We start from the raw sequence: 14,285 nt of genomic DNA, 5'->3' as shown, positions 1-14,285 counted from the left end.
GTAAGCATGCAAACAAATTGAGACATCTTTATTTTTAATCCAATTGTATTAGTATTAATTATGGTGTTCTATATTTTGATGCTAATTAAAAATCATGTTTTTCGCTCCAATAGTCAAAAGATCTTTTTTGCGCAAACTTTCTGTTTTTGATTTGCCTTATCTTTAATTCTATCCAATAATTATGATTTTAATTTTACGTTAAAAGCGTTAAACATTGATAAACTAAGTGGGTTGGGAGCCTTGTTTGTAATGTCAACGTTATTTTATGCGTTAGTAGCAATGATTCCAATTAATTTAATTGTCTTGTTCCGTAAGAAAAAAGTTTGGGAAGTTTACCGGTTATCAGTTTATATTGCTATTATTTTGGGAGTTTTATTATTAGTAATTTATCCATCTTTTGAGACCCAAATTACTGCTTGTGTTTTGTTAGGATTGGGAATCACTAATTTAAGTAGTTTTTATTTAACCTATAATGAAATTTTTGCGAAAAAGTTTTTTCCGTTTAAAACAGTTAGTTTGGTAGCTCCCATTATGACGTTCGCTATTTTAGCTGGAATTGACTTCCATAATATTTTTACCTATAGTTTAGTTAATAAAATTAGTAACCATGGAATTATCGGAATTATTGGTTCGTTATCATTGTTATCAATTTGTGTGGCCTTATTCTTTTATCTTTTTTATTCACGGAGAGGGGAGTTTACATCGTTACCTTTTACCGCTGAACAACGCGAAATTTTAGAGCCTTTTAAATGAAAAAAAGTTATTATTATTTTTGCGTTATTATTTTTTATCATTGGGATGAAAGAGATTTCCCAATCTAACATTTATATTTGATTATTAGGACAGCGGACTTGAGAGAAATATCATAGCGGGGCGATGGTCGACCAGTTTATTCGGTTAAATAACCAGTTATTTTTAATTCCCCAAGTTTTTGGTTCTTATTTAGCATGTAACTGATTATATAATAAATTAGGAGCAAAATATTTTTTTGGGATTGGGTTATTATTATGGTTTGCTTTCTTTACAATTTCTGCTTTTAACCATTCACCCGATGCCTACTTAGCCTTACAAGTTATTAATGGGTTAGCTTATTCAATGTGTTACTATATTTTATTTGCGATGACTTGTGAATGAAAATACCGTTCGCCAACGGGGGACCCAATTGTTGGTTATTTCCAAATTCTGCTGTTTGGGACAGAATTCTTAGTGCGCTGTGTTGATGATATTTTATCGTGAGATCAAATTGGTATTTTTGCCTTCAAAAACCCAACCGCTAATTTTGTGGCCCTGGGTGATTTTGCAAATGTCATTGATGATATTACAACAATTGTTTTCACTTCGTGTGCTTCGTTAGTATTAGTGTTATTATTAATCTTTTACTTTGCCGCTGATTTTATTTTGGCCGAATATCGTAACCACCTGGTGCTATTGGTCCCTAAAATTAATATTCTATTAAGAAGTAGTTTTAAAAATAAACTAAAATCTAAAATTATCCGTGAATAAATTTTTGCCGAGACGGAATAAAATATTAAGATGAATATTTTTAAAAAAAAGAGATAAAATTATTGAGAAAGTTAAGTATTTAAAATAAAAACAATTATTTGTTTTATAGCAATAACTACAAATGAATTGGAAATTTAATAAAGTACCAATGACTATTTTGAAACACTATAGTTTAAAATTAATAAAATTAAGGTTAAATTATGAAGATATAACTAATTTAGAAAGCAGGAAATACAATGAACTTTACTGATAGATTTGAATTTATAAAAGATAAACCAGCCAGAAATCGAGCAGTTATGGCTCCGATGGATACCTTAATGGCTACTAATGGTTTTGCAAATGACTTTCATATTCAACACTATGGGGCTCGTGCTTATGGGGGAGTAGGGACTATAATTGTTGAATCAACCGCTGTTGCTGAAAATGGTAGAATTAGAGAAAAAGACTTGGGGATTTGAAGTGATAGCCATATTGAAGGGTTACAACGTATTGTAAATATTTCAAAACAAGCAAATGCCATTATTGGGATTCAGTTAAATCATGCAGGCGCAAAAGCGGAAGTTGCGATGCCTATTATTGGCGCAACTAAATTTTATGACTATTTAAACCAAGAGCAATTGAAAATTGCTTCGCATGATGATCTGCAAATTATTAAACAACAATTTGTTGATGCTGCCAAACGCGCCAAATTAGCTGGCTTTGATTTTGTAGAATTACATGCTGCTCATGGTTATTTTTTATCAGAACTAATTCACAGTAAATTAAACGATGTTATCAAAAGTCCTGATATTATAACAAGATCACAACTTCTCATTGAGATTGTTAATGACATCTATGATGTTGTGCAAATCCCGGTGGGAATTAGAGTTTCATTTACTGATCATGCGGAAGGCGGAATGGAGTTAGCAGAATATCAACCATTAGTAGAATTATTAGATGAAAAAGTTTCTTATTGACATGTTTCAAGTGGCGAAACTATTGCTCGGGTAAGAATGGCTGATGTAATTGCTGATTTAGGGACCAAATTATTTAGATTGCCAATTGCTGTTACAGTTAAAAAATGAACCACAAAACCAGTTGTAGTTGTCGGAAATTTTGATTCAATTGCCGATGTTAATGAAGCACTAGTAAACAATATTGATGCCATTGCGTTTGGGCGCCCCTTATTATATAATCCAAATTTTGTAATTACTAATTTATTAAAAGTGGATGAAATTAAGCAAACTGATTATCATTGAAATCAAAATTTATGATTTGATTATCATGATTATAAAAATTTAATTACAAATATTATTAAATAGTTATTTTTAAATAATGATTTAAAATTAAAATAACACTCTAAGCAAGAAAAATACAGAAAAATAAAAATAATTACCATATTTTTAAAAAATTTGGTATAATTGCATTAGATAGTGTGGTGTTTATATGGGCATAAACTTAACTATAAATATTAAAATCTTAGATTTAACAATTCCAACACCAGGGTTAATTGGAGTGTTACTAGGATTTGCAGCGCTATTACTAATTGTTTATTTTGTAATTACTTTTTCATTATTTCGTTCAAAAAACAAAAATGATGTGCAATCAAGTATTATTAAATTAAAACAAGAAGTCAGTTTTAAAGAAAATGTTGAATATTTTGAACAAGAAATTATGTTAGCCAAAAAATACGGGTGTAAAGACTAACTTAATTATTGCTTAATTTTAAACATTTTATTCACTTTGATAGGGAAGGTGGACAAAGTATGGGATTATTTAACTCGATTAAATCTTTTGTTATTGATAACAAGAATAAACTACAGAATAACAACCAACAACCAGCTAATAATGCTAGTGGTTTTAATGCGCAAAATAACAATGTTAATGATACTACTAATCAAGTTAGTCCAAATCCTAATGGCTATATTGTGCCCAACCAAGATTACCGTCAACACCAAGTCAATAATACCGCAGCGCTTTATCAAAATAATAATATTATTCGTCCTGCCCGAATGAATGTTCAAGGTCAACAAGACTATTACTTAAATGGGGAATCCTTTGAAAACCAGGCTCAAAATTTTAATTCCCATCCGGATTTAGTAGCCCCAAAACCAGCTGGTTATGTGGAACCATACTATAACCATGATTTTAGTGATGAATTTGTTAATTCCCAACCACCCCAACGCATTTTACCTCGCCGGATGCAACAAACTGCTTATCAAGAACCACTGGCTGACTATCAACCAACTTATTATGATCAATATTTACAACCACCACAAGGTAGTTATTCCCAACAAGATGGAACTCCGGATGGATATTTTACCGACGACCATTCTTATGTAAATCAGTATCGTCGTCCTTACCAACGTCGGATTACTAATCCACATGGTCAAATGAATTTAAATGAAATGATGTATGAACAGCCTTATCACCAACCAAGTGTTCCAACATATCAACAATATAATTCAGCACCAAGTTTAGCAAATAATAATTATAGTAATTATTCGCATTCTGCTAAACCACAGCCATATCAAGATTATAATATGGTAAATGAAAAGATGGCATTAACGCCAGTCAACGCTAAAACGCCGGTTGTTAATGATTATTATGATGAAGATGACAATTTGGATGGGACAAAGAAAAATAAACGATATGCTTATCAAGTTCAATTACGAGCAAAAGATAACACTAATCGTTTAAGTCGCGAACATGCTAATAAATTGATGCCATTAGAAATTGCTCGTGAAATTAAATCAGAAAAAATTAGAACATTAATTATGATTTTAGTTGGTTTTGCGGGAACAGTTGCAACAAGTATCTTTATTGCCCTATATTTTATTAGTCATAAGCAAGGATTAGAAGAAATTTTAGGAATTAAAGCGCAATATATTCCGCATCCATTTTTAACAATTACATTATTATTAGTATCATTAGGATCATTATTTGCAGGAATCTTTGATTTATCACGAGTAAAAATTGAAGCCAATAATTATTTAGCTAATCTAAACCGTGGTAACCACACTATTCCCCATTTCTTAATTGATAATTATAAAAAAATGACGGTCCGCAGCATCGTCTTAAACTGAATTGCATTTCCAACATATTTTTTTGGGGGAATTATCTTAGGAATTTTATATGGCTTTCAACAACATACTGGTGAGCATTTTATGTTTGGTTTTTGAAGTTGAGGAATTGTGGAGGACTTAACGGCTGCAATTACAATTACAATTATTATTTTAATTGCCATGTTAGGAATTCATATTGCGAATATTGTCTTAACTAAAAAACGAAAATCAAATATTATTGGTTATTATGGCTATGAAATTGTCAAACCAGAAGAACTAGCTGCTTTAAAGAAAAAAACAAATCGTATTTGTTTAATTATCTTTATTATCTTCTTAATTATTCTAACCTTAGCAATTTCAATTCCGTGATTAATTGCTCGTCGTAAACGTCACGGGAAAGGGATTCCATTCTTCTCCCGTTTTAGTAATAAATAGATAGTTAACTTAACTATCTATTTTTATTTATGATAAGATTATCAACAAGTAAGGAGTTATTAAGATGGCAATTAAACACCTCTATGTTCATATTCCCTTTTGTGACCATATTTGTTTTTACTGTGATTTTTTTAAAATTAAAAAATCACAAGATCTGATGGTTGATGAATATTTAACATCTTTAGCAAGTGAATTTGCGCGAATTAAACCACAACTAACAGCAGTGACGACAATTTACTTAGGGGGTGGGACTCCCAATAGTTTAAATAATACCCAACTAACAAGATTGCTAGAAATTCTTAGTGGGATTAACCATGATTATTTACAGGAATACACAATTGAATTAAACCCCGAACGGATTACCAAAGAACAACTTTTAATTTTACAAAAATATCATGTTAATCGCTTATCAATTGGAATTCAAACTTTTAATGATGAGTTATTAGCCAAGTTAAACCGTAAACATACTGTCCAGCAAGCAATTGATAGTTATTATTTAGCTCGGAAATTAGGGTTCAATAATATTTCCTTTGACTTAATGTATAACTTATTTGACCAAAGTTATCAACAAATTAACGATGATTTAACAATGGTTAACCAGTTACAACCTGACCATCTTAGTTGATATTCCTTAATTTTAAAAGAAAACTCTTACTGGGGTAAAACAAAAACTAAGTTACCAGATAATGATTTAGCTTTTGATGAGATTATTAATGCCGCTTTAGTTAACTTTGGCTATCATCGATATGAAATTTCAAATTATTCTTTAACTCCTGAAAAGCAGTCCCAACATAACCTTTGTTATTGAACTAATAAATCTTTTTTACCATTAGGGCCAGGAGCTAGTGGCTTTCTAAATGAAAACAACCAGTACTTATTATTAGAAAATACTCGGCGCTACCAAGGATGAGAACAAAAGGTAAGTGAAATTAGTTTACCGGATTATTATTTTCAAATCTTAATGATGGGGTTACGATTAACCGCGGGAATTGATTTAGATAATGTCAAAGATGCCCGAGAAGCTTATGAATATTACCAAGGAAAAATTAGGGGAGAAATTACCAAGGGTAATCTAGTTTTAGCTAATAATCAATTTTTAAAATGTACTTCGAAGGGATACAATGTTTTAAATGATATTTTAGTCAATATTATGGATTAAATCAATTTCTAGGCCTTAAAGTATGTTATATTATAAATAAGAACAAGATAACAAGTGTTAGGTTAGAAAGAAGGTACTAATAATGAAAATTGATCTTGAAAAACTACAAAAGGAATATTTTCCCGCTGCTTTAGAAAGTATTAAAGAAATTATTAAAATTCCCTCAGTACGTGGTGAAAAAGCTCCCCAAGCTCCGTTTGGAGAAAATACAAAAAAAGTTCTTGATTTTGCAATTAATTTAGCAAAGGAATTAGGATTTAAAGCATACCAAGACCCGGAAAATCGCTACGGGTATGTTGAATATGGAACTGGCGAAAAAATCTTTGCAATTTTAGGGCACTTAGATGTGGTGCCAACCGGAGATTTAACCAAATGGGAATTTGAACCATTTAATCCTCAAGTTAAAGATGGCAAGTTATTAGGTCGTGGTTCATTTGATGATAAAGGACCAACAATAATTAACTTATATGCGTTAAAATATTTAAAAGACAATGGTTTTGAACCAGATTATCGGATTCGCTTAATTTTTGGGTTAACCGAAGAAACCGACTGGTCATCAATTACTAGTTATATGGAAACAGAAGGGACTCCTGATTTAGGATATACTCCCGACGGAGAATTTCCGGTGGTATATGCCGAAAAAGGAATTTTAAATGCCGATATTGTTGGTGGAGGCGAAAACTTTACCCTAATTGGTGGGGAAGCTTATAATTCTGTTAATGATGTGGTTAAATACCAAGGACCAGAAATGAGCAAGATTGAAGCAATCTTAACTGCCGAAAATATTGAAAATTATGTTGAAAAAGACATGTTAATTATAAAAGGAAAATCTTCCCATGGAAGTTTACCAGAACGTGGAATTAATGCTGCTTTAGAAGCATTAAATGCCATTGCCCATGTTAATTCAACTTCAAAAATTGCAAAATTTGTGGAAGAACACTTATACCGGGACTATTCTTTTAGCAAAATTTTTTCGACAATGCACGATGAATCAGGGAACTTAACAGTTAATAATGGGATTGTTGAAATTAACCAGGACAAAACACGGTTAACTTTAAATTTACGGGTTCCGATTACTTATCACCAAGAAGATGTTGTTAAACCATTAACAACTGAGTTAGCAAAATTTGATTTACAATTAACTGATCTCAAATGAGAAAATCCCGTGCATATGCCAAAAGATAGTACAATGATTCAAAATATTATGCAAGTTTATCGTGAAGTTACCGGTGATCATAATGCCCAACCGTTAGCAATTGGTGGGGGGACATATGCCAAGGCAATGCCCAACTGTGTAGCGTTTGGAGCCGAATTTGATATTGAAGAATCAACAATGCATGCTTATAATGAATATGTTAAAATTGATGATCTTCGCAAAATGTTAGAAATCTATACAAAATCAATTCCACTGTTAACAAAAATTAATAAATAAAAAAGGATTTAAAATCCTTTTTTTATTGGGCAGCACCACTTATAATAGTTGCAATTGATGGTTTATCTAATACTCACATTACAATAACAACTACTGTCCCAATAATAGTAAACATAATAATTCATTGTAATAATGAACAGGCTCCAAAAATTAATTTCCCTTTTCTAGTTGATGGTACGCTAATTCCGGTTACTAATGTCCCAATTGGGTCAATATTGAAAATTCATAAGATTAAATTTAACCAACAGAAAATCATATTTAAAAAAGAAGCTAATAGTCTTTTTAATGACATAGTTTTCCCTACTTTCTATTTTGATATATATAATTATATCTTTTTTCCATTATAAATAGAATAGAAGCGATAATTTTTTTATTATTTTTTATGATATAATTTAATTAAGCAAGAATGAAAAAACATAATTAATTAATGTCAAAAAAATATAATTTTATCTTTGTGAAAGGAACATTAATAATGAAAAAATTATTAGCAAACTTAGGTGCTTTAGTAATTACGGGAACGACTGTTTCAAATGTAATTAGTTGTAATGAAATTATTCGCATCGGAACCATTGATTTAAATAAATTAGACGATCCAAAAGTTCACTTTGCTGAAAATTTACAACTTTATTTAGCGGGCTTACCTACTTTGGATGTTAAAAATTTTGGTTATTTAAATAATGCCATTATGCAAAAGTTAATTGAATCAATTTCTATTTTTAACCCAGATGATATTGCCGCCAGTTTAAAAATAAATATTTATAATGCACAAACAAAAAAAATATTAACCTCAACTAGCCCCACTAACGATTGACCCAAAGCGGAGGATGGAATTATTGTTGAAGTTGTTGCTAATCCTGACAAACCAGCTGATATTAAAGTAGTCGGCATGTTTAAGACTGTTCCAATTGTTTGAAAGCCAGCCATTAGTGAACTAGATATTAGCCAAATTATTAATTGGAATGACCTAATTAATATCTCAATTATTTGGAATTACATTAAAATTAGATTAACTGACCCAGCCTTTAAAGATATTTCAGATAGTGAATTAACAATTGGTGATGAACGAGCAATAATTATGTTGGCAATTAAAGATCCTTGAAAATATACCAATATTGCTTTTAATGATTCAGCATTATTTAATAAGATTGAATTAAAAATTTATAAAGATAAAGATAACCAGCCTGATTTTAATAATAGTTATGATGATAATACTAAGATCGCTTCCTTATCAACAGTTGAAAATCAAAACGAATGATTTGTCTTTAGTCAAATAACCGCCGATGATTTTACTCCTTCCATAACTAAATTTGCTAATTACCAAATTCAATATAATAAAACAAGTTCAAACAAAAAATTAACTTTTATCAAAAATTTTTATGATTTAAAATAAATTATTATTTTAATTATTGGATTAAAAATCGGTAGAAGGAAAAAACTGCTAATGAAAAAACAACATCAAGATCTTAATGTATTTAAAAAATGTTTGAAAGAATACCATAGTTATTTAAAACAGTATAAAAAAGTTAGCCCGCTAAATTTATCCTTGTTTATTATTGATTGTCTAATTTTTGTTATTATCATGGTTGGCTTTATTTTTCAATTAGTCAACCATAAGACCAATAATCCGCTTAATATTATTTTTTCGTATGTTGTTCTAACATTATCATTTTATATTTTAATAAAATTTACCATTGCTAACTTTTTTTACACTAACATTTATTTTATTAAAATAGTAGTATATGAAAAAAGTATTTTGTTAAAGAATATTAAAATTGAAAAAAAGGAAGTCATTAATTGAGTTCCGTTTTGGTTTTTAAACCTTTTAATATTAATTAATGTTATTTCTACAATTGTGATTAATTATCAAGCAGTAGAAATTTTTAAAGATAGCTCAATTATTTCAGCATGTATTTCGACTTTAGCAAATATTTTATTAATTCCATCGTTCGCAACTATTCTTAATAAAATTACCGAAATTCGCAAACCAATCCTGAATAATTATACTAATTTAATTAAAGTTCAATTTGTCGGTTTTCAAGATTTATTTAAAACTTATCAAGCTGCTGAGAATTTTGAGTATATTTCTTTTGAAAACATTTCAATCACTAGTAAAAGGGGAATCTTTGTTTTAAATAATTTAAAAAGTGATGCTTCACGCATTACTAAATTTAATGAAGCAATTGTTGCAATTTATCATGAAATCTGGAAAAAGTATGTTGATTTTTTAAAAGTTACCCGCCAACCTAATAATAAAAGAATTCAGAAGAAAGTTTATTTTATTGAACGAGTTTTTGACCAAATTTTTATTAATTTTTTAGAGTTATAAGATAACTTAGTAAAAAAATAAGTTAAGAACTTTTGTTTAACAAGGCAGTTTATTACTTGTCTTGTTTTTATTTTCTTTTTCCTTTTTTGAAGTACATTTTCCTTAACTAATTAAAAATATTTTCTTTTAATTACCTTAGTGGTATCTTTTCTATAAGAAAGGAGCGAAATATTTTATGGAAAAAAAAGAAAATCCAGAAAAAAAATACCTAAATCAGTCGGTGACTTTAAAAAAGTTAGTAGTTTTTTACAACGGTGGTTTGCCCCAATGCGTAATAAAAAACCTCGCACCGATAATAAATTTTTTGGTTTCATGCAGCAATTAGGTGGGACATTTATGCTACCAATTGCCGTATTATCAGTAGCCGGAATTTTCTTAGGAGTTGGGAGTGCTTTTGGGAGTGATGATTTTTTAAAAATGTGTAATGTTGTTGTTAATAGCAGCAGCTGAAAAGGATTAAAAGGCTTTTTTGGTTTTATTGAATTAATTGGGTCATTTTTCTTTGATATTTTACCATTAGCATTTTGTATGGCAATTCCAATTGGATTAGCTAGTGATAATAAAGGAACTGCTGCGTTTAGTGCTTTTCTAGCATATGTTGCAACTGAAGCTACTATTAACTGATTCTTAGGAGTGTTACCCCCAGAATTTAGTGATTGAATTTTAAACAGTGGGGGAATTAAAGCTAGCGATATTAAAATCGTTAAAAATGTTTTTGGTTATCCCAATGGAATGGACTTAAATGTTTTGGGCGCAATGATTATTGGGATTATTGTTTGAAAAATGCATGAACGTTTTCAATACCAAAAATTACCCTCAGGGATTGCATTCTTTAGTGGTAAACGTTTTACCCCCGTATTATGTTTATTTGTTTTTACTGCTTTTGGGTTAGTCTTAACAATTATTTGACCATTTATTTGTAAAGGACTGTATTACTTTGGCAGAGCATTAAAACATTTAGGGGTGTTTGGACCAGGTATCTTTATTTTAATTAGTCGGTTGTTATGCCCAACGGGACTACATCATATGATAAACTCAATGTTTAATTATACTGCCGTGGGAGGAACATATGATTTACAACTTTTGGATGGCACAATTAAAACAGTTTCGGGTAACTATTATGCGATGAAAGAATCATTAGCGAATGGAATTCCCCTAAGTCCTGATATTGCAAAATGATTAACAGGATCTTATATTTTACCAATTGCTTTTGGTTTACCAGCTGCTGGGATTGCCATGTATGTAACTGCCAAACCAGAACGCAAAGCATTTGTCAAAGGAGTTATTATTTCAGGAATTGTTGCTACTGCCGTAGGAGGAATTACTGAAACAATTGAATTCTTATTCTTATTTATTTGTCCGTGATTATATATTTTCCATGCGTTTATGGTGGCAGTGGGCTATGTTGTGTGAGGAGCGATTGGTGCCTCGGTTGGTGTTGGTGGCGACTTGATTAGTTTTATTGTTTACGGACCATTACAAGGAATTGGCACAAAATGATGATTAGTCTTTCCGTGTGGGGCAGTTGATGCCGCAATTTACTTTACTGTCTTCTACTTCGTGATTAAAAAATTTAATATTAAAACAATTGGTCGTGAAGATGATACCCAATCAACTAAAATGGGTGCAATTTTAGATACAGGGGCGAAAGATACTAATTCTAAAAAAAGAGACAAAGCAACAAATAGTCCTAACTATTTAATGGCCGAAAAAATTTTACAATTATTAGGCGGTTGAGCTAACATTGCTAAACTAGAAAATTGTTTTTCACGGTTACGGATCACTTTAAAAAATCCGTTAGAAATTTCCGATGCTGATGTTAAAGCCGTTGGGGCGGTTGGGGTAAAAACAATTTCCCCAATTAGTCATCAAATTATTGTAGGCATTCAGGTTGAGGATGTCAAACAACAAATGATTAAGATGAAATCCGAAAGTTAGAAGGAGATGGAATAATGATTTTTATTAATGACAAATCCCAAAAATATCAGGCAACATTAAAGTTTTTAACAAAAGAAGACCCGCAGTACAATAATATTTTTGTGGATAAAACACCAGGGGCTATCTCATTTTTAGATAGTACTCACACCTTTTACTTAGCTGGTGAACTTAGCGACCCGGATTGTTATCAAACAATTAGTACTAGTTTAAGAAAATTTATTAAGGGTAATAACTTTACCTTATTAGTTGACATTGATTCTTTTACGTTGGATAACATAGAAATTATTACTGCTATTATTGAAGCAATTTTATATGCAACCCATCCAGAATGAACAATGCAATCACATGTTCAACCCAAAACAGAGCATTATCTACTTAAAACAAGTTATCGCGATATTGATATCTTATACCAACGCTTATTAGCTGAAATTACTAGTGTTAATTTAGCTTGTGATTTACAAGATGGGGCACCCAATATTATTTATCCGGCTGCTTTTGTGGACATCATTACTAATAAGTACCACCATCTTAAAAACTTAAAAATCTCGGTTTTAAATTTAGAAGATATTAAAAAGTTAAAAATGGGATTATTTTTATCTGTTAACCAAGGAAGTGCGGATGAAGGAAAAATTTTAATTATTGAATATCATAATGATCCGACAACCCCCGAAAAAACCGCATTTATTGGTAAAGGAATTACCTTTGATAGTGGGGGTTATGCGTTGAAGCCACCAAGTGGGATGGTTAATATGTGTTATGATATGTCCGGAGCGGCAAGTGTTATTAGTGCTATGTATGGAGTTAGTCAGTTAGCTCCTAAAATTAATGTTGTTGCTCTGGCCCCTTTAACAGATAATCGTATTGGCGGGGCAACTACTTTAAACACTGCCATTGTTCAAGCAATGAATGGTAAAACAGTGCAGGTTACTTCAACTGATGCGGAAGGGCGAATGGTAATGGCCGATGCAATTACCTATGCCATTCAAAAATTGCAAGCAACTAAAATTATTACTGTTGCTACTTTAACGGGGGCAATGATTAAAGGTTTGGGAAAATATGTCACCGGAGCGATGGCAACTAGTGATGAATTATTTCATCGCTTTTACCAAGCAACTCGCCAAGCGCACGAAACTTTTTGACGAATGCCTGTCACCCGAGAAAATTATCAAGCAATGAGTAATACCCAATATGCTGATTTAGTCAATCATTCTTATGATAAATATAATCCGACCGGTAATTCAATGGCATTTTTAGATAATTTTACAGAGTCACTACCATTTCTCCACATTGATATTGCGGGAACCGCCTACATTGATGATCGTGGAAAAGGAACAATGGTAAAATCAATCATTGAATATTGCTTATTAGAAGGTCAGTATTATGAAAAATAAGATTGTTACTGATTTATTAGTCAGCAATGATTTAGATGCCATTTTGATAACTTCAAAAGTGAACCGGTATTGATATACTAATTTTCCATCTTCATCGGGTTATTTATTAATTACCCGCACAAAAGCGTTTTTATTATTGGATGGCAGATATTTAACTGATGCGAAAACAAAAGTTCAGAATGCGGAAATTATTGCCATTAAAGATATTTTTAAAGATCTAAAAACATTAATTACTGCTGCCGAAATTAAAAAACTTGGGTTTGAAAATGAATATTTAACATATGATTTCTATTTAATGTATCAAGAAAATCTTGGCATGTCCTTAATTCCAACTTCGGTGCGTCAATTACGGATGGTCAAAACCCCGGAAGAAATTAATTTATTACAACATTCAGCGTGAATCACAGACCAGGCGTTACAACAAGTAATTGATAATTTTGATGTTGGAATGAGCGAAGATGACATTGAAAATATTATTTTTACAACTTTTGCAAAGCTCGGTGCTGATAAAATTTATCCTCGGGCAATTGTAACCTCCGGTGTGAGGGGATCCTTACCCCACGGAAAACCAACTACCAAGCCAATCATGCAAGGTGAATTAGTAACTATTGATTTTGGCTGTGTTTACCAAGGGTATTATTCCGATATGACGCGAACATTAGCTGTTGGTGAGATTAGTTCGCAGTTACAAGAAATCTATGAAGTTGTGCAAACAGCCCAACGCTTAGGAGTCCAAGCAATTGCCCCGGGGGTTAAAGCATCAGATATTCACCGAATATGTTATGATTATATTAATCAAAAGGGATATGGGGAATATTTTGTTCATCAAACTGGCCATGGCGTTGGTTTAGAAGTTCATGAAGCCCCGCGGATCGCAACATATGATAACACACCTTTACAAGCGGGGATGGTAGTTACTGTTGATCCAGGGATTTATTTACCCAATGTTGGGGGTGTGCGGATTGAAGATGATATTTTAGTTACCACCAACGGTTTTGAATATTTAACCAAACATTCCCATGCTTTAATTAATTTATTGAAGCGTTAAGAACTTAAG

The 14,285-nt window shown here is 31.3% G+C and carries 12 protein-coding genes; 11 read left to right on the top strand and 1 reads right to left on the bottom strand.

The annotated features are described in order from the left end of the window. The first annotated feature begins 6 nt into the window (after positions 1-6). The 6 genes from SERIO_RS04485 (at position 7) to SERIO_RS04460 (ending at position 7,573) form a co-directional block, all read left to right on the top strand. Positions 7-1,503 carry a hypothetical protein gene (locus SERIO_RS04485; protein WP_047791661.1) on the top strand — a complete coding sequence of 499 codons (1,497 nt, stop codon included), beginning with the start codon at positions 7-9 and terminating at the stop codon, positions 1,501-1,503. Positions 1,504-1,739: 236 nt separating this feature from the next. Continuing rightward, on the top strand, positions 1,740-2,804 hold the full coding sequence (locus tag SERIO_RS04480; protein WP_053040853.1) for an oxidoreductase: 1,065 nt from the start codon (positions 1,740-1,742) through the stop codon (positions 2,802-2,804). A gap of 124 nt (positions 2,805-2,928) precedes the next feature. Further along, positions 2,929-3,189, top strand: coding sequence for a hypothetical protein (locus SERIO_RS04475; protein WP_047791660.1), 261 nt, complete (start codon positions 2,929-2,931; stop codon positions 3,187-3,189). 59 nt (positions 3,190-3,248) lie between these two features. After that, on the top strand, positions 3,249-4,982 hold the full coding sequence (locus tag SERIO_RS04470; protein WP_047791659.1) for an MSC_0882 family membrane protein: 1,734 nt from the start codon (positions 3,249-3,251) through the stop codon (positions 4,980-4,982). Positions 4,983-5,046: 64 nt separating this feature from the next. Next, positions 5,047-6,141 carry a radical SAM family heme chaperone HemW gene (hemW, locus tag SERIO_RS04465; protein WP_047791658.1) on the top strand — a complete coding sequence of 365 codons (1,095 nt, stop codon included), beginning with the start codon at positions 5,047-5,049 and terminating at the stop codon, positions 6,139-6,141. Between the two features lie 82 nt (positions 6,142-6,223). Beyond that, positions 6,224-7,573 carry a Sapep family Mn(2+)-dependent dipeptidase gene (locus tag SERIO_RS04460; protein ID WP_047791657.1) on the top strand — a complete coding sequence of 450 codons (1,350 nt, stop codon included), beginning with the start codon at positions 6,224-6,226 and terminating at the stop codon, positions 7,571-7,573. Positions 7,574-7,595: 22 nt separating this feature from the next. Here SERIO_RS04460 and SERIO_RS04455 read toward each other — a convergent pair whose 3' ends face one another. Next, positions 7,596-7,865, bottom strand: a complete 270-nt coding sequence (locus SERIO_RS04455) for a hypothetical protein (protein ID WP_047791656.1) — start codon at positions 7,863-7,865, stop codon at positions 7,596-7,598. Positions 7,866-8,045: 180 nt separating this feature from the next. Between SERIO_RS04455 and SERIO_RS04450 the strand changes: the two genes are divergently transcribed. From SERIO_RS04450 to SERIO_RS04430, 5 genes are all read left to right on the top strand, one after another. Continuing rightward, the gene (locus SERIO_RS04450) at positions 8,046-8,963 is read left to right on the top strand and encodes a lipoprotein (RefSeq protein ID WP_047791655.1); all 918 of its coding nucleotides are present in this window, start codon (positions 8,046-8,048) and stop codon (positions 8,961-8,963) included. Between the two features lie 51 nt (positions 8,964-9,014). Next, on the top strand, positions 9,015-9,899 hold the full coding sequence (locus SERIO_RS04445; RefSeq protein ID WP_047791654.1) for a hypothetical protein: 885 nt from the start codon (positions 9,015-9,017) through the stop codon (positions 9,897-9,899). 267 nt (positions 9,900-10,166) lie between these two features. After that, positions 10,167-11,837, top strand: a complete 1,671-nt coding sequence (locus tag SERIO_RS04440; protein ID WP_047791653.1) for a PTS transporter subunit EIIC — start codon at positions 10,167-10,169, stop codon at positions 11,835-11,837. Between the two features lie 14 nt (positions 11,838-11,851). Then, the gene (locus SERIO_RS04435; protein ID WP_053040852.1) at positions 11,852-13,228 is read left to right on the top strand and encodes a M17 family metallopeptidase; all 1,377 of its coding nucleotides are present in this window, start codon (positions 11,852-11,854) and stop codon (positions 13,226-13,228) included. Continuing rightward, positions 13,218-14,276, top strand: a complete 1,059-nt coding sequence (locus SERIO_RS04430; protein ID WP_053040851.1) for a M24 family metallopeptidase — start codon at positions 13,218-13,220, stop codon at positions 14,274-14,276. The genes SERIO_RS04435 and SERIO_RS04430 overlap by 11 nt, the downstream gene beginning before the upstream one ends. Positions 14,277-14,285 lie beyond the last annotated feature (9 nt).

It is taken from the genome of Spiroplasma eriocheiris, assembly GCF_001029265.1.
GTDB classification, from domain to species: Bacteria; Bacillota_I; Bacilli_A; order Mycoplasmatales; family Mycoplasmataceae; genus Spiroplasma; species Spiroplasma eriocheiris.
Note: the sequence above shows the minus strand (reverse complement) of the source record. Positions and strands in the feature narration are given on the sequence as shown.